Genomic DNA, 23,459 nt, shown 5'->3' on the forward strand with positions numbered 1-23,459 from the left:
GCGCACCACCCGCGAGATGATCAGCGCCAGCGCCAGGTCGCGCGCCCGGCCCGCCGGGTCGGTGAGGATGCCGTATTCGATCTGCGGCAAGCCTTTCTTGCCGTCGCGGGAGTAGCCGCGCGCGGCCAGCTCGCAGCACCGCCCGGTCACCCACGAGGAGGTCAGGTCGAACAGCGCCATGCGCCCCGGGTTCGCTTCTGGCCCCAAGTGTTTGGCGGCGAGCGTGGTTTCGATGGTGTCTTGGCGCTCGGCCAGCCAGTCCATCGCGGCGTAGATCTCATCGGTGGTGGCGGCGGCGACATCGAGATCGGGTCCCAGGGTGACATCGGGCCACCAGGCGGCGGTGGCCAGCTTGGACGCCGGGCGCACCACCCGCGAGATGATCAGCGCCAGCGCCAGGTCGCGCGCCCGGCCCGCCGGCCCCAGCAGGGCGGGAAAGCCCAGCTGATGCGCCATCGCCGCGACCGCGGCCACGTGCCCGTGCGGCAGCGACCGGGCGATGGTGAACTCGCTACCGGCCGCCACCAGCTGCGCACCCTTGAGTCCCGCGTCGATGAAGTCCACCACGTGCTCGGGCAGCGCCGACAGGTTGGCGACCGTCTCGTTGCGCACCCGCTGGCCCTCGCGGTAGGTGCGGCGCAGATACGCCGAAAAGTAGTCGCGGCGATGGCCCCGCTTGTCCACGTGCGTCTTCCTGACTCTGACTACGTGAACCTTCCCGCTTCCCCGCGACATGACAAGCAGCTTAACGGCTACACCGAGGTATTCCTAGCCGACACGCCCATATATTCTGACTACATAATCTGGCCTGTCCGGCCTCTTTCCCCCGGTCAACAAACCAATCGACCCACTCAGCTACCGCAACTTCGGACTAAAGATCACTCACTCGCAACGGATGCGCTACCTGTTCCGTGCGGACCTCATTCACGAGCGCGCCTATGCGTGGGACTGCGCGGAGGCGCTGGTCGCCTCGGGCGGCGCCGGGGACAATCCGTACACCGAGCCCGAGGCGGGGCGGCTCGAGGGCGATGTGACCACCGCCCGGAGGGCGGACGCCTTCTCGGGTATCGAACCAGAACTCCGGCCGACGATGGACGGACTGCGACGCGCCCCGGCCGAAGCGCTCTCTCGGGCTGCGGCCGGATTGCCCGACGCCCTCGATACCGTCGAGCGGATCCGCGCTCTGCAAGGACTCTGCCACGGGCACACCGGCGCGGGCGACGAGCGGGCGATGATCGCACTCCTCGCGGCCTCGGCGCGGATGGGTGATCTCGTCGCCGTCGTCAACGGTGTCGGGGCCTGGGAGCTCGCGGCCAACCTGCACGGCCGCGAGAAACGCGCGCTGCGCACGCTACTGCGCACCTACTACTACCCGCACGTGCAGCCCTCCATCGCATCAGCGCTGGCCCGGAGGGCGATCCGCTTCGCACAACTCCCCTGGGAGGAAACCATGGTGGCGGACCTGCTCTGCGACCGTTCCGACGCCGCGGCGCTGCTGGCGGCCATCGGCGGGGACGGACACTCCGGATGGCGGCGCATCGAAGACGATCTCAGCCGCCAATCCCGCTCGCGGGTGCTGGCGGCCAAACCGGATCTGGGCTGATCGTGGAGCCGCGCCGGCAGTTGATCGCACGCCGCGAGAACCTCCTGGCAGCGGTTGTCGAGCGGATAGCCGCATCGGGCGGCAACGCGACCAGATCCATCCGCCGGCCGCTGGCCGACTGGATGCTCACCGCCGCACGCACACGGCCGGTCCGGATCGCCCCGCGCAAGGCGCTGGCGCCGCGGGCTATCGATGTCGTGGCGCCCCGCGTGCTCAACGGCATCATGGAGCGTGAAACCAACCGGCTGGATCCAAGCGCGAGCCATCGACCGCTGCCAACCGGTGCACCAAATCCCGTGTGGCCGGGTATAACTCACACCATGTCCCGTATAGGTCGTCATAGCGCGCGCTATTGTCCGGATCGGGCATGATCTCCGAGGAGATCTTTGCCCAGTCGGTGTCGGGCGGCACCAGACCGACGCCGATTGCCGCCAACAGGGCATCGCCGTAACTGGCTCCGATAACCTGCTCAGGAACGAGCTGCGGACGACCCGTCACGTCGGCCAGGGTCTGCGCCCACACCGGACTGCGCAGCCCACCACCTACCGCCACCGTGCGCCTAGGAGCGTGCGCCTCGTCGAACCTCTCCAGGATCTGCCTGACCCCGAACGAAATGCCTTCGTACACAGCGCGAAACAGATGGCCGCGGCCGTGGCGAAGGGTGAGTCCGGCGAATACCCCCCGGGCATCCGGGTCGAAGACGGGTGTGCGCTCGCCGGCGAAGTAGGGCAGCACCATCAGGCCCTCAGAACCGGGCGGGACCGCCTGCGCCTCGGCCATCCGGGTCTCGACGGGTGCCTCGCCGGTGACGGTTTGCAACCAGCTCACGAGGCTCCCGGCGGTCGAAGTGCCCGCGGCCAGTGCCAGGGTCTCGCGCTCCACCCCCGCCGTCGTCCACAGCACGGGATCGCTGAAGTAGCTGTCGATGATCTGCACGAGAAACATGGTGGAGCCGTACATCAGCATCCGATCGCCCGGTTGCCGGACGCCGACCGAGAACGCTTCCGCGTAGGCGTCGACGGTGCCTGCGATCACCGGTGTCCCCACCGGCAAACCGGTCGCTGCGGCGGCTGTCTCGTGGACGGTACCGACGACGTCGCTGGGCCACACCAACCTGGGGAGCTGAAGATGCCCGCAAATACGCTGCGCCCAGTCGGAATTCCAGTCGAACTCGCGCATGGCGTAGAGCGGGTCGCACTGGCTGGCGGTGTGGTGGTCCATCACGTACTCACCGGTGAGTTTGGCCGCAATGTAGGAGTTCGAGCCGTACCAGCGCGTCGCCCGCGCGAAGACCTCGGGTTCGTGGCGACGCACCCATTCCAGTTTCGGGCCAACCGCCTGGCTCGACAGCACCGTCCCGGCCCGCTCCAGGATCGCGTCGGCGCCCAATTCCTCTGTCAGCAAGTCGATCTCGGCCGATGCTCGGGTGTCCACGCCGTACAGGATGGCCGGACGAAGTGGCCGCAGGGCCTGGTCGCACAGCACCAGGCACGGGCCGACACCGCTGACACACAATGCGGCCACGGCCGATCCGGCAGGGACCTGCGCGCTCAGCGCGCTGCCGATGGCACAGATCTCGCCCCACCAGGTCGCCTCGGCGTCGACTTCCGCCCAGCCGGGACGAGGCAATTGCATCGAATGCGACACCGTCTCGGAGGCCACGACTGCACCGGACGGGTCGACGAGAAGCCCCTTTGTGCTCCCGGTCCCCATGTCGATTCCGAGCAGCAAGTCCACCGGGAACGCTTATTCCTCGTAGCCGAGTTCGGCCAAGTCTTTCCTGGCCGCCTCGAAGAGCTGGTCCTCCATGGTGTTGACCGCCTCGTAGCCGCGGTCGTACTCCGGCATCCGGCGGAGAATCTCATCGGGTTGACCTTCCCGCATGTACCTCTGGAAGGCATCGATCAAGTCATGGATCACGTTTTCCGCGTCGGTCACGTTGTATGAGGTCGTTTCGACCTCGGTGGAACTGATCAAGAGCATGGCATCGTCCAATCGTCCCCATTCGTCCCACGCGGCCTCGTATTCGCCGATTTTGGCCAATATGCGATCGTTGGCCTCTGGCTTGTACACCCTAAATTCGTCGCCGAGCTCATACACAATGTCGTTGAGATCATCGAGGCTTGTGAAGTACGCACCGTAGGCGTCTTTTCGTTCTTCTCGTTCAGCCCGAACGTCTGCAGCGCGAGATTCCGTCTTGGAGGCGTTGTAGGCGAAGTATCCACCGACCCCCGCCCCGAGGATGCCGGTGAACCCCGCGATCACAGCGACCAGCAACAGAAGAGTTCTTTCACCGCGACGGAACTCTTGATGGGACGGTTGGCTGTCCGTCATGGAGCGACACTACGTCTCATCGTCCCATCAGCACGCGGCTTCGCAGTTCGCCTCGGCTCAACTCATGTATGCCTGGGCTACGGCATAGGTATCGAAGAAGTCACGCCAGCTCGTGAGCTTGCCATCACGCACAGTGAACCAATGGAGGAAGTCGGTCTCGCAGGTCTTGCCGGTGGTCTTGACGCGCAAAGTGACGTGCCCGGGGACGACCACATTGTCACCTTGAACGATGGGTTCGCCAACGTTCAGCGACTCGGGCGGCAGATGACCTTGCAAAGCGGCTTGGGCCCAGCCTCGAAAACCGTCATGCCCATTCCATGTTCCCGCTGCGGGGATTATGGACGGCCCGGAGTAGACAATCGTGAAGTCTGGAGAGAGCAGCGCGAGCACGGCGTCGAGGTCGCCGGCCAGGAAGTTGTCGTAGAAGCTCTGGACGAGTTCGGCGTTCCCTTTTTCGCTCACGATGGCGGCCCCCCAAATTCCTGACTAACCTGCAGCTTAGCCCCTTTGACTGTGAGGTGGCTCACAGTAATATGGCGGCGACCCAGCTTTCTCCGAGGAGGTCAATTCCATGACAAGGACACGTTCACACTCGCTCGCCGCCGGCGGCCTCAACTGGGCCAGCCTGCCGTTGAAGTTGTTCGCCGGCGGCAACGCCAAGTTCTGGAATCCGGCCGATATCGACTTCTCCCGCGACCGGGCCGACTGGGAGTCGCTGTCCGACCTCGAACGCGACTGGGCCGCTCGGCTGTGCGCCGAGTTCATCGCCGGCGAGGAAGCGGTCACCCAGGACATCCAGCCCTTCATGGCGGCCATGCGGGCCGAAGGGCGGCTCGGTGACGAGATGTACCTGACGCAGTTCGCCTACGAGGAAGCCAAGCACACCCAGGTGTTCCGCATGTGGCTGGACGCCGTCGGCATGACCGACGACCTACAGCACTACCTCGACGACCTTCCGTCCTACCGGAAAATGTTCTACGAAGAACTTCCGGAATCGCTCGACGCCCTGTCGATGGATCCCTCACCGGCCGCCCAGATTCGGGCATCGGCAACATACAACCACGTCATCGAAGGCATGATGGCCCTGACGGGATACTATGCCTGGCACAGGATTTGCGTTGACCGCGGGATTCTTCCCGGCATGCAGGAACTGGTCCAGCGCATCGGTGACGACGAGCGACGCCACATGGCGTGGGGCACCTTCACCTGTCGGCGCCACGTCGCCGCCGACGATGCCAATTGGACGGTCTTCGAGACACGCATGAACGAGCTCATACCGCTGGCAATGCAGAACACCGAAGATGCCTTCGCCCTCTACGACGAGATCCCCTTCGACCTGACCATGGATGAGTTCCAGGTATACGCCGCCGACAAGGGAATGCGACGGCTCGGAACGATCGGTAGCGCGCGGGGACGCGCACTGGCCGAGATCGATGTCGACTACTCGCCGCTGCAGCTGGAGGACACGTTCGCCGACGAGGACAAGAAGGCGCTGGCAGCCTCGGCATGACAGGCTGACACCTTTACATATGCAGTTCAGCGAGCGCGTGGATCTGCTCGAGGTAGTGCTCCAGCGAGTGATGGATGAATCGGGCAGACAGGATCGTGGTGCCGCCGGTGGCCATGGTCCGCAGCGTTTCCGCCGTCGCCGCCGGCTCCTTTACCGGGTCGAGAGGATGATCAGCCGGCAGGACGACCTCGAACCCTGGGGGAAGCTCTCGCGCCTGTAGCCACTCTGCAGCGGTTGCAATCGGCACGTTGAACGGACACCAACCATCGGCGAGCGTGACCGCGCGCCGTAAGGAGCGCCGGGTCCGGCCACCGATCCAAATCGGCACATGTGGCTGCACCGCGCAGGGGTCAACAATCAGCCCGCCAAACGAGTAGAACTCACCGTCATAGGCCGACTCATTGGTTGCCAGAGCTGCCCGCAGTGCGCGCAACGCGTCGTCGGCACGCGCACCTCGGTCGTCGAACGGCGCCCCGAGAAGTTCGAATTCTTCCTTGAGCGTGCCGACGCCGACGCCGAGGATCACCCGGCCGCCGCTGACGTGATCCAGTGTGCCGTAACGTTTTACGATCGCCAGCGGGTGGTGATACCCGAGCACCAAGGTCATGGTGGCCAGCCGGATCTGTTCGGTGCGAGCCGCCACATAGCCCAACGTGGCAAGGGGATCCCAGTACCTTGCGCCGCGTCGCCCGGCCTCGGAGGCAGGGATGCCGATGTGCTCGCTGCACGTGAGATGATGGTAGCCGAGTCGATCCGCTGTTTCGGCGACGCGGCCTATGTCTTCGATCGAGGCGTTCTTCTCCCACGTCAAGGGGGCGCCGGCGACGTTGGTGACGACGGGCGTCGCGATGGCGAGCTTCAATGCAGGGGCTCTTCCCCCGCCAGAATGGTGCGGTGCATGAGGCGGCCGCTGTCGACGGCGTACGGCAGCGCGCGGTGCATGGTGCCGGTGTTGTCCCAGATCAGCAGGTCACCGAGTTGCCACTCGTGCCGATAGACGTACTGCGGCTGGCTGGCCCAGTCGCGCAGGCGAGCCAGTAATGCGCGGCTCTCCTCGACCGGCAGTCCGATCACGTAGTCCGCCGTCGCGCCGAGGAGCAGCGACTTGCGGCCGGACTGGTGCGTCCACACCATGGGACAAGCCTTCGTCGGGGACTTCTGCCAGAACGTGATCTCGTCGTAGCTCATCTCCGGGGTCACGTAGTACTGCGACCGCTCAGCGCTGTGGACCACCCGAAGCTCCGCGATGGTGTCTTTGTCGGATTGCGGCAGGTCGTCGTACGCCGCGTAGGTGTTGCAGAACTCGGTCTCCCCGCCGGTTTCGGATAGCTTCATCGCCCGCAGCAGGGTGGCCAGATTCGGATAGGGCTGCAGCGAACCGTCGAAGTGCCAGAACAGCGAGCCCTTCAGATACTGGGCTCGCTGATTCACGTTCTTGTCGAGCGAGATCTTGTAGATCCCGTCCTCGCCCTCGTTAGCCACGATGTTGCCGAGGGTCTTGGCGATGGCGACTTGCTGCTCATCGCTGACGTCCAGCCCGCGGAAAAAGACCACTCCGCGCTTCTCCAGCGTCGAACGGATGTTCTCGGCTTCCCGGCCGCTCAGCAGCGTGTCGAGGTTGGTTCTGATTTCGCTACCGATTCTCGGGGTGAGGTCGACGACGTCGAGTTGCGTGGCGGAAAGTCCCATGCGTCAGCTCAATCTCGTGAGAATGGTGTTGGCAGAATGCTTCACCCGCGGTTGGTTCCACAGCTCCACCGCCAGCGAAACGGTGATCAGCGAATACAGCAGGTTGCGCAGGTTGGCTGCGTCCTCCGGCAGGGGGTTCTGGTAGTCGAACTGGTCGAGGTAGGCCACCGCCGCGTCGGCATGAGGAAACATCTCGTCGTAGAACGCCCGAATCTGGTCCATCGAGCTGTTGACGCGCTTCACATAGCGCTCGTGCCCATCTTCGATGGCCCACTCGGGTACCAGGTGTTCGAGCTGCGAGAACTGTTGAGGCAAAACCGCATTCATCGAAGTGCACCCAGCTGCATCTCGCCGGCTCGCACGTAGTCGGCCACCACCTTGTGCAGATGGCGCAGCAGAATCTCCTCGTCGTTCATGTGAAAGTCCTTCAGCGCGCCGCTGTTCAGCATCGCCTGCACGCCTTCGCATGGACTCGCGTCCTCCAGGATGATGTCGTTGAGGAACGTCACGGTCAGTTCCTGGCCCAACCGCTCCTTGTGCGTGGTCGGGGGCGCATAGAACATCTCCACTTCGAAGATGTGGGAGTGCGGTCCGGTCGGCCAGTGCGTGTGAGTGCTGAAACCGGAGGCACCGAAGATCAGCACGAAGTTGGGGAAGAACTGGAACGAGTCGAAACCGTATTTGTCTGCGCGCGTGGGATTCAAGCCGGGCGGCATGGGCCCGCGATCGGTGCGCTTGTTCCAGGGGCCGGCTGCGCTGGCCTCCATCACGCACTCAATGGGCTTGGAATACGGTGTCTTTCGCGATGGCTCACCGGCGAACGAGAACATCCTATGTGGTCCCTTGAGCTGGTAGGCCAACGCATCGGTGAACGGGTTCGGCTTGTCTAGCGCCTCCTTGGCCTCCGCGGTGAGGTTGCCGAACGAGGAAGCGTGTAGGTAGGGGCCGTGATAGCTCTCCGCGAAACTGTCGACGAAGATCTTCCAGTTGCACTGCAGCTCGGTCTTGAATTGGTACACCCGGTGCGGCCCACCGAAGGGATAGCCCTCGATGCCGTGCGCGAGCTCATCGAGGAAGGCGCGCAGCGGCTCGGTGTTGTCCGGGTTGAGGTTGATGAAGATGAAGCCTTCCCACACCTCGCATTGAATCGCCGGCACGCGGCAGTTGTCGGCATCGAAGTCGAGCAGCAGATCCTTGCGGGTGGGCGAGTGCAGCGAGCCATCCAGGTTGTAGCGCCAGCCGTGGAAGCGGCAGTACAGCAGTGGCGCCCGGCCTTGCACCTCCCGGAAGGGATCGTCCTGCCACAGCATCTTGTTGCCGCGATGCGGGCAGATGTTGTGGAAGGCGCGAATCACGTCGTCCTTACCCCGCACCACAATGATCGAGGTGTTCAGGAACTGCAGCTCGCGGGTGAAGTAGCTGCCGGAGCGCGGCACGCGCTCCACCCGGCCCACGTATAGCCAGGTCTTCTTGAAGACGTGCTCGCGTTCCTTCTCGTAGAACTCCCGCGAAACGCAGTCCTCGAGCGACACCGGGCCGCGGCCGAGTTCGGGATACGCATCGGTCCAATGCCCACTTGCGGGCTTGCTCACCAGGGTTTCTTGACTCATGAGGCCCTCCTGTCCGTTGGCCCCGACTAGATCCGGGCCGACGGTAACAGTTGCCGAAATAGTCAAAACAGCCGCAAAACCGCAACACCCTGTTGCATATTTGGAACACCGCACATGGAACAGAACCTGCCCTTTGATCTCGATGCCCTGCTGGTATTCGGCAAGGTGGTGGAAAGCCGCAGCCTGTCGAAAGCGGCGGTGTTGCTCGGAATGCCGAAATCCACCGTCAGCCGCAAGCTGACGAAGCTGGAATCCGATCTCGGCATCAAGCTGCTGCGCAAGAACACGCATCAGCTCACCGTCACCGACCTCGGCGAGCAGGTCTACGGCCACGCCGTGAGCATCCTGGCCGAAGCCAACGGCGTCCGCGCCCTGGTGGAAGGGAGCAAGCAGGAACCCCAGGGCGAGCTGCGGGTCGCCATACCGGTATTCGTCGGGATCGACTACGCCTCCAGGGTCGGCGCCACGTTCCTGCAGCGCTATCCCAACTCGCGGTTGGACATCCGGTTGGTGGACAACATGGTTGACCCGATCAAGGACGGGTTCGACGTGGTTTTCGGCACCGGGCCACTGCAGGATTCCACGTTGATCGCACGAAAGGTGTTCAGTCTCGAACTCTTCCTGTGCGCCTCAGCCGATTTCGTGCGGCAACTTCCTGAGCCGCTTGCCGATCCGACGCAGTTGAACAGCCTGCCTTTCATCGACTTCGGCTTCGGCGGGCCACGCAAGCTCACGGTGGCCAAACAGCGGCGTCGATACGAGCTGTCGCCCCAGATGCGGGCGCGCGCCAACAACTTTCAGGTGTGCAAGCAATACATCATGCAAGGGCTCGGCATCGGCGCCATGCCGACTCAGATCATCTGCACCACCGAGCTGCGCGAAGGCAGCATCGTGCCCGTCCTGCCGGATTGGAACCTGGAGCCGCTGGACGTGCACATGATCTATCCGTTCGAGCTCTCCTTCTCCACGCTGATAAGCGCGTTCTACGAGGCGGCCTGCGAGATCATCGTCGAGAACACCGCTCGAATCTGATGCGCGACGTTGACAACGTCACCGTCGGGGGAGATAGTGATCGCACGTTAAACGAAAACATGGTTTTCAGATAACGCGCAGCCCGCCCCACAGATGCGGAGAAACCGTGAGCGAAGCGCAGAGGCCACTGGCGTGGCTGCCGTTCTCGATTGCGGAGGCGTCGCTAACCGGCAAACCGGGCTGCGAAGACATGGGTCTGCCGCAGGCGTGGTCGCATCTACTGCACAGGCTCGGCGAGGCAGCTCGGGTCGTTGAATCCGACCCGGCGAATCGAAATCGGGTCGATCTCGCGGCGGGGATGCGGCATCTGCTGGTGCTGCTGGCAGCCGGCGTCGACGAGGCGTTGAGGTTCGATCCGGATCCAGTCTTAAGTGTCGAGCGCACTAGCACGGATGACATCGTGACCTGGGGAATGGAGTGCCCGGACTGCATCTACACCCGGGCCACCATGCGCGGCGGTGAGAGTTACCGGCTCTTCGGCAACCGTGGCACCGCCCGGTATGTCGGACTGCAGACGATGAACGGGATCGTCTCGACCGCAAATGAATTGGTCGACGAACTCGAAGTGGACACGGACGGGAACTTCGAGGTCGTCCTGTCCGCCGATGAGCGCGACGGAAACTGGATGCGGATTGAGGGTGATCATCCCACGTTGACGGTGCGCCACTTCTTCTACGACTGGAACATCGAGGTGCCCTCGTCGCTGCGCATCGAACGGCTCGGCGAACCGGTTGAGGCCAAACGCAGCACCGTCGATCCAGACGTCGCGTTGTCGCGGCAACTGGTCGCCCTCGGCGACTTCGTTCACGACAACCTGCAGTTCTTTCTCCAGTTTGGCGGGGCGGCACCACCCAACGGCTTCCTGCCCCCGGTCGACCTCACCGAGATCGGTGCAGCCGCGGAAAACAGGCCGGTCATCGGTCGCTGGGAACTCGGTCCTGACGAGGCGCTCATCCTGGAAGTCGAACCACCCGAGGGTGTCTACTGGAGTTTTTCACTCGGCAACCCGTGGTGGGAGACGATCCACTACGGACGCCATCAGTCCAGCCTCAACGCCCATCAGGCGGTGGTGGACTCCGACGGGCTGGTGCGGGTGGTGCTGTGCGGGCGTGACCCGGGAGTGGCGAACTGGCTCGACACCGCCGATTTCAGCAATGGAGCAATGATCCTGCGCTGCGTGCGCACCGCGACGGCACCGATACCGAGAACCCGCCTGGTGCGCTTTGACGAGATCGCCTCGGCGCTGCCCGCCGACACCACCAGCGTCAGCCCCGACGAACGGGCATCCATCCTCGACCGGCGCCGCCGCGCCGTGCACGAAAGATTCGCACTGTGACGTTCTCCGCCGACGAGCTGGAAGACGGCGCCCGCGCCGCAACCGGGCTGTGCGACTTCGGCTCGCCCTATTACCGGGAGGGCCTGGAGCGGACCGTCGAGGCGCTGAACACGGAGGCCGACCTCAACGACATGGGCCAGGTCATCCAACACGCAACCATCAGCAACGCCTTGATCCAACGCCTCAAGATCGAGGACACCTACGCCCACCATCCCGAAATCAACGACGAGGTTGTGGGCGGCCCTGTCTTTATCATCGGGCTGCCCCGCACCGGGACGACGGCGTTGAGTCAGCTGGTGGCGGCTGATCCCCAGTTCCGTTCGCTGCGAATGTGGGAGTCGCAGGCCCCGACCCCGCCGCCGGAGGCGGCGACTCAGCACACCGACCCGCGGATCGCGCAAGCAGAAGCCGGCCTGGAAATGCTTAACGACATGTTTCCGTTGATGAAGACCCTGTATAACTCCGAGGCGACGGCCGCGACCGAATGCCAGGACCTGATGGGCATGAGCTTTCGCACCTTCCATTTCGACGGTGTCGTTCGCGTCCCGGGTTACCTGGCGTGGCTGATGGACTGCGATATGCGGGATACCTACACGTTCCATCACCGGGTGCTCAAACTTTTGCAATGGCACTGCCCGCCGGTTCTGTGGCACCTCAAGACACCGGTGCACATGTTCGCCCTCGATGCGCTCGTTGAGGCGTATCCGAACGCGAAATTCATGTGGAGTCACCGTGATCCGGCCAAGGTGATGGGCTCGGTGTGCAGCCTCATCCGGTACGTGCGCAGCTGGAGCAGTGACCGCAACGACCCCGAGGAACTCGGCGCGGAGCAGCTCCACAGCTGGGCCGAGGGAGTTCGGCGGGCGATGGACTTCCGCAAACGCGTCGGTGACGAGCGTTTCGGCGATGTCGCCTTCGCCGATTTGCAGACCGCCCCGGTGCAGACGCTGGAGGCCAGCTACGAGTCCCTGGGCTTGACCTTCACCGACGCCACCATGCTTTCGGTCGAGCAGTGGGCCCGCGAGCACAGACCGGGCTCCCGTGGCGCACACGACTACGATCTGGCCGACTTCGGACTGACGCCAGCGGGCGTGCGCGAACGGTTCGCGGAGTACCTCGGCACCTATGACGCGACCGCGTGACCCATGAGCGGCCCACGCACGCGACGACGCGACAAACTTCCTCCCGACCCGAGTGTGCGTCGCGCCATCGTGGCCGCCGCGTCGAAATCCGTTCGCGAGCAGGGAGTTCGAGGACTAAGCGTCGCTTCAGTCCTTGATCGCGCCCAGCTGGGCACCCGCGCCTTCTACCGAAATTTCGAATCGAAGGACCAGCTGGTTGCGGCGGTCTTCCTGGAAATGGCACGCGTGGAGAAGCGGCGGCTGAGACGGAAGATGGGGTCTGCCGCCAATCCGGTTGACGGGGTGTCCGCCTGGATCGACGGGCGACTCGACCTGGCGTTTGACGAGAACATCAAATCCGACATGCGTCACTTGTCACTGGAGGCCCAATCACAGATGTTCGCCTCCCCCGAGCTGGTACAACCCGCATACGCGGAGATGCTCAAACCGCTGATCGAACAGCTTGAGCGCGGCCTGCAACAAGGCGTGTTCCACGACATCGATCCGGTCAACGAAGCTCAGTCCATCCAGGGCGTGGTGTGGGCGTGCACCGAACGGCAATGGACGACAGGCGAATGCGATCGCACTGACGTTCATGAACATGTTCTGCGCTTCTGCCTGCGCGGGCTGGGCGTGGTGCCGGAAACGATCGCTCAAACCCGTTGACCAATCAGCATCACTGACAGAAGGAGACACGATGGACCTGGGCTTAGCCGGATCGACGGCCGTCGTCACCGGCGGAAGCAAGGGCATGGGGTTCGCCATCGCCGAAACCTTGGCATCCGAAGGAGCCAGCGTGGCCGTGATGGCCAGAAACCGGCCGTCTCTCGACGCCGCAGTGGAAACACTTCGAGAAGCCGGTGCTCCCGACGCAGTGGGAATCAGCGTGGATATGGCCGATGCTCCGTCCATCACCGCCGGGTTCGCGGCGGTCTCCGAGCGCTGGGGAAATCTCAATAGCCTGGTACACACCATCGGTCCGGGCGATGGATATTTCGAGCAGATGGACGACACAGAATGGGACGCCGCCTTCGCGCTTGGCACCATGTCGGGTGTGCGCTCAATTCGCGCCGCGCTGCCCATGCTGCGCGCCGCCGACTGGGCTCGCATCGTCACACTGTCCGCGCACTCCATTCAGCGACAGAACCCGCGCATCGTCGCCTACACGGCATCGAAGGCAGCACTCACCAGCGTCACCAAGAATTTGTCGAAAAGTCTTGCCAAGGACGGCATTCTGGTCAACTGCGTGTGCCCCGGAACCATCGTGACCGCCAGTTTCACCGAACAACTCAACGACATCCTCGCCGCCGAAGGCCTCGATGCCACCAATCCGCATGACGTCATGACCTGGATCGACAACAACTTCCACCAGCCGTGCGACCTCGGTCGCGCCGGGCTCCCCGAGGAGATCGCCTCCATCACGACCTACCTGGCGTCCCGGCGTAACGGCTATGTCACCGGCGCCACGGTAAACGTCGACGGGGGCTCCGACTTCGTTTGAGAAGGCGAAGTGATTCAAGAGATGCGCCGTTCGAACCACACTGGCGTGTCGGGAAATGACAAAAACATGTCGGGTTATGTCAAGACCCGCGATGGCACCGTCGACGATCCTGTTCATACCAAACTCCAACCGAACCGCTCACTGAGCGGAGAAATGCGAGTGAAAGCATGAGCTATCTCGCCCCCATCGCGATCATGATCTTGGTGCTCGCCCCGGCGCTCGTCCCACTGGTCATCAGCGGAGCCCACGCCGTCGGCAATCGGCGATGGAAGCCCGAGCCGGCCTAACGACCGTTACGCGAGTTTCGCATCGACCAGCAGAACTGGCACCCCTAGTTCCGCACACCTTGCGGCTAGGGGTGCCAATTCGTCTCGGGCGTCAGTTGCCCGGCCGGCGGCCGTGAGCGTCTCGACGAGCAGCAGTCGTGCGTACAGCGCAGCGAGGGGTCTGCGCGGCCATCGATTGCCTCAGCCAGTTCGGCGGCCCGTCGGCACGCCTGCTCGCGGTCGTCCGCAGAATCACTCGCGGATAGCAGGCGAACCGCGGAGTCCTCGTTGAGTTCGGCTGTCAGCGTGGCGATTCCATTGTCCTGGGGGATGGTGCGGGGCGATCGCAAGCCGGCGGCAACCGCCTGCGGTAGCGCGACGCCCAGCCGGATGCGCTCGTTCGTGATCCGGGCGGCAAGGCGTGGCAGCCGCAGCTGGTCCGCAGCCTTCGCGCCAGCGGCAAGGCGATCGACCGCAGCCTCATGATCTCCTTGGGCTGCCTTGATCCGCGCTCCGATGACGTACCTGGCGGCCAAGTAATCCACTGCGCCACCTTCGGATCCGAGCATATAACTCTCGTCCAGTAGACGCGTGGCCTCGGCCAGGTCGCCAGTCTCGTAGAGCAATTCGCCCAGAAGCGCACCCGTCCGCCGGCGCGAAGGACGTCGGTGAGTCGGCTGCGCGCGACCAGTGCCCTGGAGCGGGATAGCCGGAGACCCCGCGGGAAACAGCATCGATGAGCAGGCACGCATATACACATCATAGTGTATGATGGTGTCATGACGCGGACCAACATCGATATCGACGACGATCTGATCGAGCAGGCGATGCGAATGTATCGACTGGACTCCAAGAAGAGCGCCGTCCAGTTGGCACTTCAAAGACTTGTAGGTGATGCGATGTCGCGCGAGGAAGCTCTTGCCATGCAGGGCTCGGGCTTCGAATTCAGCAACGACGAAGTGGAGGCGTTCTCGGACACGCCCGAAGAACGAGAATGATCGTCGACACATCGGCCTGGATCGAGTTCTTGAACAACTCGGACTCCGGGGCGAGTCGCCGGATCGCAGACGAGATCGCGCGCGATTCGCACCTGATCGTCCCCGAGCAGGTCTTGATGGAACTGCTCATCGGACCGACCGACGAACTCACAGCCCACAGACGCAGACGCTTCTTGCACCGTTTTCACATCGAGCCGATCGCTCCGCTCTCCGACAGCGAGGAAGCCGCGGCGATCCACCGGAGATGTCGGCGCGAGGGCAAGACCGTGCGAAACCTGATCGACTGCCAGATCGCGGCGATGGCTCTCCGGCTGAAGGTGCCCATCCTGCATCGAGATCGCGACTTCGAAATCATCCGTGCACACTGCGGGCTACTAACCGAGCCGGTGTTCTAGCTCATGCGAACTGGTCGCGCAGCTCGGTCTTCTTGAACTTTCCAGTGGCCGTGCACGGGATCTGCGCCACGAACTCGAACCGGTCCGGCAGCTGCCACTTGGCGAAGTCCTGGGCGAGGTGCTCGCGCAGCTCGTCCGCGGAGGTTTCGGCGTTAGCGCGAAGTGAAACCACCGCGAGTGGGCGCTCGCCCCACCGTTCGTCGGGTATGGCGATGACCGCGGCCTGTGCGACCGCCGGATGGGACATGAGCCGGTTCTCCAGGTCGACCGACGATATCCACTCACCCCCGGATTTCACGAGATCCTTTGAGCGATCGCAGATCCGGATGCAGCCATGGGCGTCGATGCGGACCACGTCCCCGGTCTTGAACCAGCCGTCGGGCGTGAAGCTGTCGGCGCCCCGGCCGGCGTGGTAGCTGCCGGCGACCCACGGTCCGCGGACCTCGAGCTCACCCATGGCCGCGTCATCCCGCGCGATGAGTCTGCCGTCGTCGTCGCGCGCGCGGATGTCGAAGAACGGGCTGGCGACGCCTTGGCGTCCCCGGTAGCCGTACTGGTCGTCGGCCTCGCTCTCGTCGAGGCTCTGCGGCAGTCGGCACACCGAGCCCAGCGGTGCAGTTTCCGTCATGCCCCAGGCCTGGACGACGGTGAGGCCGTGCCGGTCGAACCCCTCGAACATCGACCGCGGGACAGCGGCTCCGCCGACGATCAGCCGGTCCAGGGCAGACAGGTCCCATCGGCCGGGTTCGGCATCGAGCGCCGCGAGCATGCCCATCCACACGGTGGGCACCCCCGCTGTCATCGTCACGCCCTCGCCGGCGCACAGGTCGAGCACACTCTCCGGGTCCAGGCGTGGGCCCGGGAGTACAAGACCTGCTCCGGCGAGCGCCGCGGCGTACGGCAGTCCCCAGGCGTTCGCATGGAACATAGGGACGACGGGAAGCATTGTGTCCCTTGCCGATACGCCCAGCTGATCCGGCAAGGCCGCAACCAACGAGTGCAGGACGAGCGCGCGATGCGAGTAGACGACACCCTTGGGCCGGCCTGTGGTGCCAGAGGTGTAGCACATCGCCGCCGCCTGGCGCTCATCGAGCCTGGGCCACTCGACCGGCTCGCCGCCGGTAATCAGCGACTCGTAATCGAGCATGCCGCCGGGCGTCTCGCCGGTGTGTGAGACGACGATAACGTGCGCGAAGTCCCTTGCCTTTCGGAACGTTTCGAACACGTCGAGTAGGGACTCGTCGACGACGATCACCTTGTCCTGGGCGTCATCGACAATGTAGGCGAGCTCCTCGGGAAACAACCGCGGGTTCAGCGTGTGAATAACCGCACCCATGGCGGGCACTGCGAAGTACAGCTCGAGGTGCTCGCTCTGGTTCCACAACAGCGTCGCCACCGGGTCACCCTCGCCCACGCCGAGTCCGGCCAGGGCGCCCGCGAGGCGGCGAGCACGGACGGCGCACGCGCCGAAGGTGGTACGGGTGATCGTGCCTGAGGGCCGGCGCGACACCACCTCCCGCTCGGCATGGAACTGCTCGGCCCGCTCCACGATGCTGGTCAGGGTCAGCGGGTAGTCGTCCATACTGCCGCTAAGGAGATGCCCGGTCATGAGTTTGCCTTCCTACGGGTGGCAGACCTACGAATTGGGATCGGGGGCGCTTGCGCGACGTCGCGAAGCTCGTCCAGCCCCGCGCGCAGCGCATCCAGGATGGGCCATGGGTCGTCGAGCTGTTCGCGATCCACGACGATTCCGAAGTCGAGCGAGTCCTGATAGCTCATGAGGGTGATATTGATGCCGATCCCGTCGACCACGGCGGACACCGGTATCTGCGATCGCTGCCGTGCACCACCGAGGTACTTCGGCGACGACGACCCCGGCACGTTCGAGATCACGACATTGGCGGGCGCTTTGATGCCGCGCACGCCGACCAACCGGGACGTCGCGCGTGCCGCCTGGGCGAACAGGGCCGGCGGGATGAAATGGTTGGCGTCCAGCAGCAGCGATGCCGGCAGCGTGCGGTGGCGCTCCTTGACCGCGTTCATGGTCTCGTTGATCCGGCGCAGCCGTTCCAACGGGTCCGCCCCGTCGGTCGGCAGCTCGGAGAGCATCACCGAGACCCGGTTACCGAACGTCCCCATCTGCTCCGGGGTCCGGACCGACATCGGGATGAAGCCCACCAGGGGTTGAGCCGGGAGTTCCCCCCGCTCTTCCAGCCACGACCGCAAACCGGACGTAACCATGGCCAGGACGACGTCGTTGACGGTGCAGCCGAACGCGTTCTTGACCATCTTCACATCATCGAGCGACACCGACCCGAACGCGACTCGGCGGTGGGCCGATATCCGGGTCTGGAACCGGGTCTTGGGTGCCACCACGTCGCTGCCTTTCGGTGCGGATCTGGCACCGCCGGCGGGAAGCAGCCGCCCGATCCCTCTACTAGTTCGCGCGACCGTCTTGACCCCGGGCAAGCCGCGGAGCGTCGGGACATCGTCGAGATGACGCAACGTCGTTGGGGCCCCGCGCAATACACGCAACGGCTGACGCAGCATGCCGAGTGCTCCCCGGCCAAGCATCTGCCACTCGGACGGGAAACGTTCGGCGACAATTTCGGGTGCCGACTCCGGCTTTCGACCGCCGGCGTCATCGTCGAGCAGCATGCTCATCACCTCATTGCCGGACACTCCGTCAACGGCGGCGTGATGCATTTTGGTCATCACCGCAACGGCGCCGTCCTCCAGCCCGTGGATCACGTATACCTCCCACAGCGGGCGGGCCCGGTCGAGCTGCCTACCGATCAGCTCGGCCACCAACTCGGCCAGCTGGTGCTGAGTGCCGGGAGCGGGCACCGCGATCTCTCGGACGTGGTACTCGATGTCAAAGGTGCCGTCGTCGACCCAGTACGGGTAGTCGAGGTTGAACGGGACAGGGGCCAGCCGCCAGCGGAAGGTGGGCAGCAGGTGCAGTCGTTCGGTGATCAGTTCACGAACCAGTGCCGCGTTCAGCGGTCGGCCCGAGGCCGTCTCGGCCTCGTACACCCCCAGCACGCTCACATGGCCCTGGATGCGGTTGCTTTCCATGGCGAGGAACTGGGTGTCGAGGCTCGTCAGTTGGCGCATTCATCGATGGTCGGTGGCGCTGATCGTTGCCCGCTTGTCTGCGCCCGACAACGTTGGGTCCGTGCGTTGTCGGAATCCCTCACCCACCGCGACGTGCGGCGATAGCGTGGGCGGCATGGAACCGGCCTGGGTGGCTGCTCAGGACGAGACCGAGCGTCGGCTGTGGTCGACGGTCGTGCAGAAGGCGGCTGTCGAACTCACCGAACGTGCCCGCGAGATCAGTGATGCGGTCGTGGCTTATGTCAGCGCACGGATGCCTGATTTGCTCGACGACCCCGGGAGTTTGGAAGGCATCCGCGCTAGCACGGAGGCAAGCATCCGCGACTTCGCAGAGATACTGCGCTCTGGCGCCGATCCGGTCGAGGCGGTCAAGCTGCCCTCCGCGACGCTGGACTACGCGGTCGACGGCGCACAACGCGGGGTTCTGCTGACCACGTTGATGCGCATCTACCGGTTGGCCCATGCCGCGACCTCGCAACACCTCAAGGCGATCCTGGCCAGCCATGTGGCGGACGCAGACGAATTGAATGTGGCGACCGACCTGTGTTCGACGGTGTTGTTCGGCTACGTCGACACCGCGCTGTGCCTCGTTGAGGACGCGTACACCACCGAGCGGGAACGGTGGCTGCGCAGCGCCGCCGCCAGCCAGGCCGAGACTGTCGGCACGATCTTGGCCGGGCAACCCATCGACGTCGATGTCGCGAGTCGACGGCTGCGCCACGACTTGCGCCGGGTGCACGTCGCCGCGGTCGCCTGGCTGGACACCCACGAGGAGGACCGCAATTCCCTCGCCCTGCTCGAAGCGGCCATCCGCGACATCGCCGCGGCTATCGGCAACAAGCACCCCCTTGTCCACCCTCTCGGCACGTTGTCAATCGCAGCCTGGATCAGTACCAAGAGCTCGGTACCGTCCAGAGTGCTGGACGAGCTGCGGTTCCGGACGGCGCCGGCGCCGGGCGTCCGGGTGGCGATCGGAGAACCGGCTCGCGGTATAGCGGGATTTCGCGACAGTCACTTCGAGGCACTTCAGGCGCAGCGAGTCACCCGGCTGACGGGTCGCCCCGAAGGCAGCGTCACCCGCTTCAACGACGTTTCGCTGCGCTCCCTTGCCACAGCAGACATAGATCAGGCCCGCAGCTTCGTCGCGCGCGAACTCGGTGCGCTGGGAGCGACCGATGAAACCACCCGCCGGCTCGCCGCGACGGTGCGCACATACCTAGAAGAGAACGGGAGCCGCGGTAGGGCGGCGAAACGACTCCACGTCCACGAGAACACTGTCGCCTACCGGCTCCGGCAAGCCGAAGAGCTGCTGGGAAGGCCGCTGGACATGCGCACACTCGAGCTGCGGGTCGCGCTGGCCCTGGCCGAAATCGTTGCGACCGAAGGCGCTCCGGTAGATGGTGCGGCGACGGGCCGCTAACACTTCGTGCTCGCTTTGGTCACGAACATTTGCCAGCAATGCTGGTCCGACAACGACCGTGATTGGATCGGGCAAGCGGCCTACGCAGACGACGGCCCGGAGGTTGCGATATGGGGTCGCTCGGACCGACACATCTGATTTCTCTGCTTCTCGCGGTCGCCATTATCTCCGCGACATGTGGATTCTTCGCATCAGCTGTTGTGTGGAGGAACAAGCGCCGCGCGCGCAGGTTGTTCCGTCTCGGCTTCTTCTGCGGATTCATGGCGGGCGCGATCCTGCGCGGAAGGCGTCGCGGCCTGAACGCGCTCGGAGCCGTCGCCCGCCTGCTCAACCCAAACCGGACTACATCTCGCCGTGGAGCGACAGCACGGTGACGTCGGGTGGCGCGCCGATCCGCACCGGCGGACCCCAGAACCCCGCGCCCCGTGTGACGTACAGCTGCGTGTTGTCCACCGCGGATAATCCGGCGAGGGACGGTTGTCCGAGCCGGACGATGTAGTGGAATGGCCACATTTGGCCACCGTGGGTGTGTCCGGACAACTGCATATCCACCCCGCGCGCAGCTGCCTCCTCGATCAGAACCGGTTGATGCGCAAGAAGTATCGTCGGTCCGGACGGATCCAGTCCGGATAGGGCGCGGTCGAAGTCCGGTGCGTCTGAATACGATTCACCGGCGATGTCGTTCACGCCGGCCAGGTTGAACGCTGCGGCACCGCGCCGAATCGGCGTGTTCTCGTTGCGCAGTGGCTGCAGGCCGAGCCGCTCCAGTTCCCGCAACCAGGAGAATGGATCCTCGACGTAGTACTCGTGGTTCCCGGTGACAAAGAATGTTCCCTCCCGGGAGTGCAAGTCCCGCAACGGCTCCGCCGCTGAGCCGAGCTGCTCGACCGTCCCGTCCACTACGTCGCCCACGATCGCCACCAGGTCCGGCGCTGTCGCGTTGACCATCTCGACGATCCGCTCGGTGTGTGCATCACCCGACAGCGGGCCAAGGTGGATGTCGGAGACGACCGCGATGCGGAACCCGTTGAACGCCGGATCGAGTTTGCGCAGGCGTACCGGTACCTGCAGCAGGTCGGGCGGCCCGAGCGCCTTGGAAGCACCGACCCCGACCAGGCCGACCGACGCTGCGCCGGCCGCCACCGCACCGGCCCGAGCGAGGAATACCCGCCGATTCAACGCCCGCGACGCTGTGGGCTCCTTCGCGGTCATCGCCGTTGATGGCTCCTTCCTGGCCCAGCCTCGCAGCGCGAGCCGGAGCGGCTCCAGCACGAGCAACATCAGGAACAAGTACGCGGCCAGGCCAAACCAGAAGTAGCCCGGCCACGCGAACGACACCGTTTCGGTCAGCCCGAAGACCCGCGGCGCGATCAGGGTCGCGACGAGGACCGTCGCAAGTGCGATGAGGATCGCCGTGAGAATCCGTCGCGTGCGTCCTGGCCGGGTGGTGTCCTTGATCAGCCGTTTCCAGAGGTAGAGATGCATCAGCCCGAGAATTGCGATGAGAACAACGATGAACATGCACGTCCTTTCTGCAGGCTGATGTCCCTTCGTAGCTGATCACACAGGAAAGGGCGGCATCTCGGCGGCTGTCGATGCGTCTCGTTTCCCAGAACACCGGTCGAATCCGCCGTGTGGTACCTCGAATCCTCCCCATGAGATTGGGTTGATCACTCGTTGTTCACATCGAGTTGTTACACATCGACGCCAGCCAGTCACCCACCGCCACCGGCCTCACATCCGCGAAACGACCATTGACGGGAGACAGACAACGACTGAGGAATTCAAGGGTGTCATCAAGCTGGATGTGCGGGACTCCACGCCGGACTGGTCGCCATACGAGCTGAAGCGGGCACCCGAGGGAGTGCCGAACGTACTGGTAGTGCTGTACCACGACACGGGATCATCGCCGCTTCGGGGCGGTGCTGATGGGCCGTCGCCCAGATGTTGTGCTGCTGAGATGCGTTTCGTCACAAGTCACTCCGCATCGCCGGGCGGTAGGCCGCGCGATTCGTGGACACCGCTAACCGGTGCACTGTCCGTGCACCCCGGTAACTGATGCACTCACCACCGCCGTGTTCGTGCATACAACGAACAGGCGACCGCTTGATCGTCCCGGCCGAAATGGCGCCTCGCCAGGCTGTACGGCGCTTCCCCGCATCCATGAGCAGCATTTACAGTCCCGCACCCCCAACTACAGCGACCGTATTAGGACCATATATTTGGTTCAAGAGGTCGAGGCGGCCTGAGTCGATATTTCACTAATACAAGCAAAGACCGCAGCTCGCTGGGTACCCCGTGTAGTCGGCACTCAAGAATCGGCCGACCAGTCGTCATTGACCATGCGAAAACGACGCAGAATGACCCTCATGGCCATGCTTTAATGGCGAAATCGACGTGCCGCGCATGCCTTCTTGGCAGGGATTTCCACTCGGGTTGACGCTTCCCGAGGTGGCGTCGGTCGGCCATCTACCGGCTGGCCGTGTCATCGAGCTACCAGGCCGGGGCAGCACCTATGTGGTGGACTCCGGACACACCGATGCCGCCGGCCCGACGTTTGTGTTGCTGCACTCGGTGGCCTGCACTGGTCTGCTTACGTGGTACGCGTCGCTAGAGCTGGTGCGGCGGTTCGGTCGGGTTGTGGTCTTCGATCAACGTGGACACGGTCAGGGCATCACCTCGCCGCGCTTTCTCCTCGAGGACTGCGCCGACGATGTCGCCGCGCTCGCCAACGAGCTCGGCGTCGATTCCTTCATTCCCGTCGGATTCTCGATGGGTTCGCTTGTTGCCCAGCTGGTTTGGCGGCGCCACCGAGACCGGACCGATGGTTTGGTGTTGTGCGCGGGCGCCGCGAGGTTCGGCGGCACTGCCGCCTATCGGCGCTTCGGGACGGGCATCTTCGCCGGTCTGCTCGACGCCGTCAGTCCGGAACCGGCGCGATTGGCAGCGGCCGCGTCGCCGCATCACGGCTACTTCAACGACCGCCGCTGGGCGTACGGGCAGTTCCGCGCAACCAGCGCTGGGACGGTTATGCGCGCAGTCGCCGAACTGTTGCGCTTCGACTCCCGCCGGTGGGTTGCTGAGATCGACGTGCCGACCGCGGTCGTCCTCACGCTGCGGGACCGTGCGGTTCCCTCCCAAGACCAGCGGTGGCTGGCCGGCCAGATTCCCCGCGCCCACACGGTTACCGTCGACGCCGGGCATGCGTGCTGCACGTTGAATCCGGAGGCCTTCTTGCCCGGCCTGCAGTCGGCCCTGGAATGGATGGTCGACCACGTGGATCGAGCAGACGGCGCGCGGGCCGTGTCGCGATGAAGCGGCTCAACGGCTGGGACGCCATGATGTTGTATAGCGAGACGCCCAACGTGCAACAACACACGTTGAAAGTCGCAGTCATCGACACCTCCCAGTTCGACGGCGAGCCGACGGTCGAGGTGTTCCGCGAGACCCTGCGACGTCGTTTACACCTGCTGGAACCGCTGCGCTATCAGCTCGTGGACATCCCGTTGCATCTGCACCGACCGATG

General features: G+C 64.4%; 21 protein-coding genes and 4 pseudogenes. 13 read left to right on the forward strand and 12 right to left on the reverse strand.

Features of this window, described 5'->3' with window-relative positions; translation table 11 throughout:
• A pseudogene (locus ACRDU5_RS12185) lies at positions 1 to 735 on the reverse strand (IS1634 family transposase); the annotation flags it as partial.
• 160 nt (positions 736 to 895) lie between these two features.
• Between ACRDU5_RS12185 and ACRDU5_RS12190 the strand changes: the two are divergent.
• Positions 896 to 1,603, forward strand: coding sequence for a hypothetical protein (locus ACRDU5_RS12190; protein WP_526614790.1), 708 nt, complete (start codon positions 896 to 898; stop codon positions 1,601 to 1,603).
• 222 nt (positions 1,604 to 1,825) lie between these two features.
• On the opposite strand, the gene ACRDU5_RS12195 is transcribed toward ACRDU5_RS12190, so the two are convergent.
• From ACRDU5_RS12195 to ACRDU5_RS12205, 3 genes are read right to left on the reverse strand one after another with little or no spacing between them, the layout of a single operon-like run.
• Positions 1,826 to 3,340 carry an FGGY-family carbohydrate kinase gene (locus ACRDU5_RS12195; protein WP_526614791.1) on the reverse strand — a complete coding sequence of 505 codons (1,515 nt, stop codon included), beginning with the start codon at positions 3,338 to 3,340 and terminating at the stop codon, positions 1,826 to 1,828.
• A 9-nt stretch (positions 3,341 to 3,349) separates the two neighbouring features.
• Positions 3,350 to 3,937 (reverse strand): hypothetical protein, encoded by a 588-nt coding sequence (locus tag ACRDU5_RS12200; protein WP_526614792.1) that lies wholly within the window; start codon positions 3,935 to 3,937, stop codon positions 3,350 to 3,352.
• Between the two features lie 57 nt (positions 3,938 to 3,994).
• Entirely contained in the window at positions 3,995 to 4,399 is a 405-nt protein-coding gene (locus ACRDU5_RS12205) for a nuclear transport factor 2 family protein (protein ID WP_526614793.1), read from the reverse strand.
• A gap of 106 nt (positions 4,400 to 4,505) precedes the next feature.
• Between ACRDU5_RS12205 and ACRDU5_RS12210 the strand changes: the two are divergent.
• A pseudogene (locus tag ACRDU5_RS12210) lies at positions 4,506 to 5,447 on the forward strand (R2-like ligand-binding oxidase); the annotation flags it as partial.
• Between the two features lie 13 nt (positions 5,448 to 5,460).
• Here the strand turns inward: ACRDU5_RS12210 and ACRDU5_RS12215 are convergent.
• Genes ACRDU5_RS12215 through ACRDU5_RS12230 form a run of 4 tightly spaced genes read right to left on the reverse strand, consistent with a single transcriptional unit; the run spans position 5,461 to position 8,746 of the window.
• A complete protein-coding gene (locus ACRDU5_RS12215; RefSeq protein ID WP_526614794.1) occupies positions 5,461 to 6,309 on the reverse strand; it encodes a TIGR03619 family F420-dependent LLM class oxidoreductase in 849 nt (282 codons plus the stop codon).
• Entirely contained in the window at positions 6,306 to 7,136 is an 831-nt protein-coding gene (locus ACRDU5_RS12220; protein WP_526614795.1) for a TauD/TfdA dioxygenase family protein, read from the reverse strand. The genes ACRDU5_RS12215 and ACRDU5_RS12220 overlap by 4 nt, the downstream gene beginning before the upstream one ends.
• 3 nt (positions 7,137 to 7,139) lie before the next feature.
• Positions 7,140 to 7,463, reverse strand: coding sequence for a hypothetical protein (locus tag ACRDU5_RS12225; RefSeq protein WP_526614797.1), 324 nt, complete (start codon positions 7,461 to 7,463; stop codon positions 7,140 to 7,142).
• Entirely contained in the window at positions 7,460 to 8,746 is a 1,287-nt protein-coding gene (locus ACRDU5_RS12230) for an aromatic ring-hydroxylating oxygenase subunit alpha (RefSeq protein ID WP_526614798.1), read from the reverse strand. The genes ACRDU5_RS12225 and ACRDU5_RS12230 overlap by 4 nt, the downstream gene beginning before the upstream one ends.
• 114 nt (positions 8,747 to 8,860) lie before the next feature.
• Here ACRDU5_RS12230 and ACRDU5_RS12235 point away from each other — a divergent pair, with 114 nt between their 5' ends.
• The 5 genes from ACRDU5_RS12235 to ACRDU5_RS12255 all read left to right on the forward strand — a co-directional run bounded on the left by ACRDU5_RS12235 (position 8,861) and on the right by ACRDU5_RS12255 (position 13,736).
• Entirely contained in the window at positions 8,861 to 9,778 is a 918-nt protein-coding gene (locus ACRDU5_RS12235) for a LysR family transcriptional regulator (protein WP_526614799.1), read from the forward strand.
• A 106-nt stretch (positions 9,779 to 9,884) separates the two neighbouring features.
• Positions 9,885 to 11,114, forward strand: coding sequence for a DUF1214 domain-containing protein (locus tag ACRDU5_RS12240; protein ID WP_526614801.1), 1,230 nt, complete (start codon positions 9,885 to 9,887; stop codon positions 11,112 to 11,114).
• Positions 11,111 to 12,256, forward strand: coding sequence for a sulfotransferase (locus ACRDU5_RS12245; RefSeq protein WP_526614802.1), 1,146 nt, complete (start codon positions 11,111 to 11,113; stop codon positions 12,254 to 12,256). Before ACRDU5_RS12240 ends, ACRDU5_RS12245 begins: the two co-directional genes overlap by 4 nt.
• A gap of 3 nt (positions 12,257 to 12,259) precedes the next feature.
• Positions 12,260 to 12,901, forward strand: coding sequence for a TetR/AcrR family transcriptional regulator (locus tag ACRDU5_RS12250; protein WP_526614804.1), 642 nt, complete (start codon positions 12,260 to 12,262; stop codon positions 12,899 to 12,901).
• A gap of 31 nt (positions 12,902 to 12,932) precedes the next feature.
• A complete protein-coding gene (locus tag ACRDU5_RS12255; protein WP_526614816.1) occupies positions 12,933 to 13,736 on the forward strand; it encodes an SDR family NAD(P)-dependent oxidoreductase in 804 nt (267 codons plus the stop codon).
• A 293-nt stretch (positions 13,737 to 14,029) separates the two neighbouring features.
• On the opposite strand, the pseudogene ACRDU5_RS12260 reads toward ACRDU5_RS12255, so the two are convergent.
• Positions 14,030 to 14,655 (reverse strand): annotated as a pseudogene (locus tag ACRDU5_RS12260) (serine/threonine-protein kinase); the annotation flags it as partial.
• 126 nt (positions 14,656 to 14,781) lie between these two features.
• Between ACRDU5_RS12260 and ACRDU5_RS12265 the strand changes: the two are divergent.
• Both ACRDU5_RS12265 and vapC read left to right on the forward strand, forming a co-directional pair.
• A complete protein-coding gene (locus tag ACRDU5_RS12265; RefSeq protein WP_526614805.1) occupies positions 14,782 to 15,000 on the forward strand; it encodes a type II toxin-antitoxin system VapB family antitoxin in 219 nt (72 codons plus the stop codon).
• On the forward strand, positions 14,997 to 15,395 hold the full coding sequence (gene vapC / locus ACRDU5_RS12270) for a type II toxin-antitoxin system VapC family toxin (RefSeq protein WP_526614806.1): 399 nt from the start codon (positions 14,997 to 14,999) through the stop codon (positions 15,393 to 15,395). Before ACRDU5_RS12265 ends, vapC begins: the two co-directional genes overlap by 4 nt.
• 1 nt (position 15,396) lies before the next feature.
• On the opposite strand, the gene ACRDU5_RS12275 is transcribed toward vapC, so the two are convergent.
• Together ACRDU5_RS12275 and ACRDU5_RS12280 are read right to left on the reverse strand one after the other, a co-directional pair.
• Positions 15,397 to 17,004 carry a long-chain fatty acid--CoA ligase gene (locus ACRDU5_RS12275; RefSeq protein WP_526614807.1) on the reverse strand — a complete coding sequence of 536 codons (1,608 nt, stop codon included), beginning with the start codon at positions 17,002 to 17,004 and terminating at the stop codon, positions 15,397 to 15,399.
• Positions 17,001 to 18,512 carry a WS/DGAT/MGAT family O-acyltransferase gene (locus tag ACRDU5_RS12280; RefSeq protein ID WP_526614808.1) on the reverse strand — a complete coding sequence of 504 codons (1,512 nt, stop codon included), beginning with the start codon at positions 18,510 to 18,512 and terminating at the stop codon, positions 17,001 to 17,003. The genes ACRDU5_RS12275 and ACRDU5_RS12280 overlap by 4 nt, the downstream gene beginning before the upstream one ends.
• A gap of 115 nt (positions 18,513 to 18,627) precedes the next feature.
• On the opposite strand from ACRDU5_RS12280, the gene ACRDU5_RS12285 reads away from it, so the two are divergent.
• Positions 18,628 to 19,932 carry a PucR family transcriptional regulator gene (locus ACRDU5_RS12285; protein ID WP_526614810.1) on the forward strand — a complete coding sequence of 435 codons (1,305 nt, stop codon included), beginning with the start codon at positions 18,628 to 18,630 and terminating at the stop codon, positions 19,930 to 19,932.
• Between the two features lie 342 nt (positions 19,933 to 20,274).
• Here the strand turns inward: ACRDU5_RS12285 and ACRDU5_RS12290 are convergent, their stop codons facing one another.
• A complete protein-coding gene (locus ACRDU5_RS12290; protein WP_526614811.1) occupies positions 20,275 to 21,453 on the reverse strand; it encodes a metallophosphoesterase in 1,179 nt (392 codons plus the stop codon).
• A 217-nt stretch (positions 21,454 to 21,670) separates the two neighbouring features.
• Between ACRDU5_RS12290 and ACRDU5_RS12295 the strand changes: the two are divergent.
• The 3 genes and pseudogenes from ACRDU5_RS12295 to ACRDU5_RS12305 form a co-directional block, all read left to right on the forward strand.
• Positions 21,671 to 21,871, forward strand: a pseudogene (locus tag ACRDU5_RS12295) (hypothetical protein); the annotation flags it as partial.
• A gap of 467 nt (positions 21,872 to 22,338) precedes the next feature.
• The gene (locus ACRDU5_RS12300) at positions 22,339 to 23,247 is read left to right on the forward strand and encodes an alpha/beta fold hydrolase (RefSeq protein WP_526614813.1); all 909 of its coding nucleotides are present in this window, start codon (positions 22,339 to 22,341) and stop codon (positions 23,245 to 23,247) included.
• Positions 23,244 to 23,459: wax ester/triacylglycerol synthase domain-containing protein (locus ACRDU5_RS12305; RefSeq protein WP_526614814.1), on the forward strand; the 216-nt coding region annotated here is incomplete at its 3' end. The genes ACRDU5_RS12300 and ACRDU5_RS12305, both read left to right, overlap by 4 nt.

This window comes from Mycobacterium sp. (genome assembly GCF_050701515.1).
GTDB lineage: Bacteria > Actinomycetota > Actinomycetes > Mycobacteriales > Mycobacteriaceae > Mycobacterium.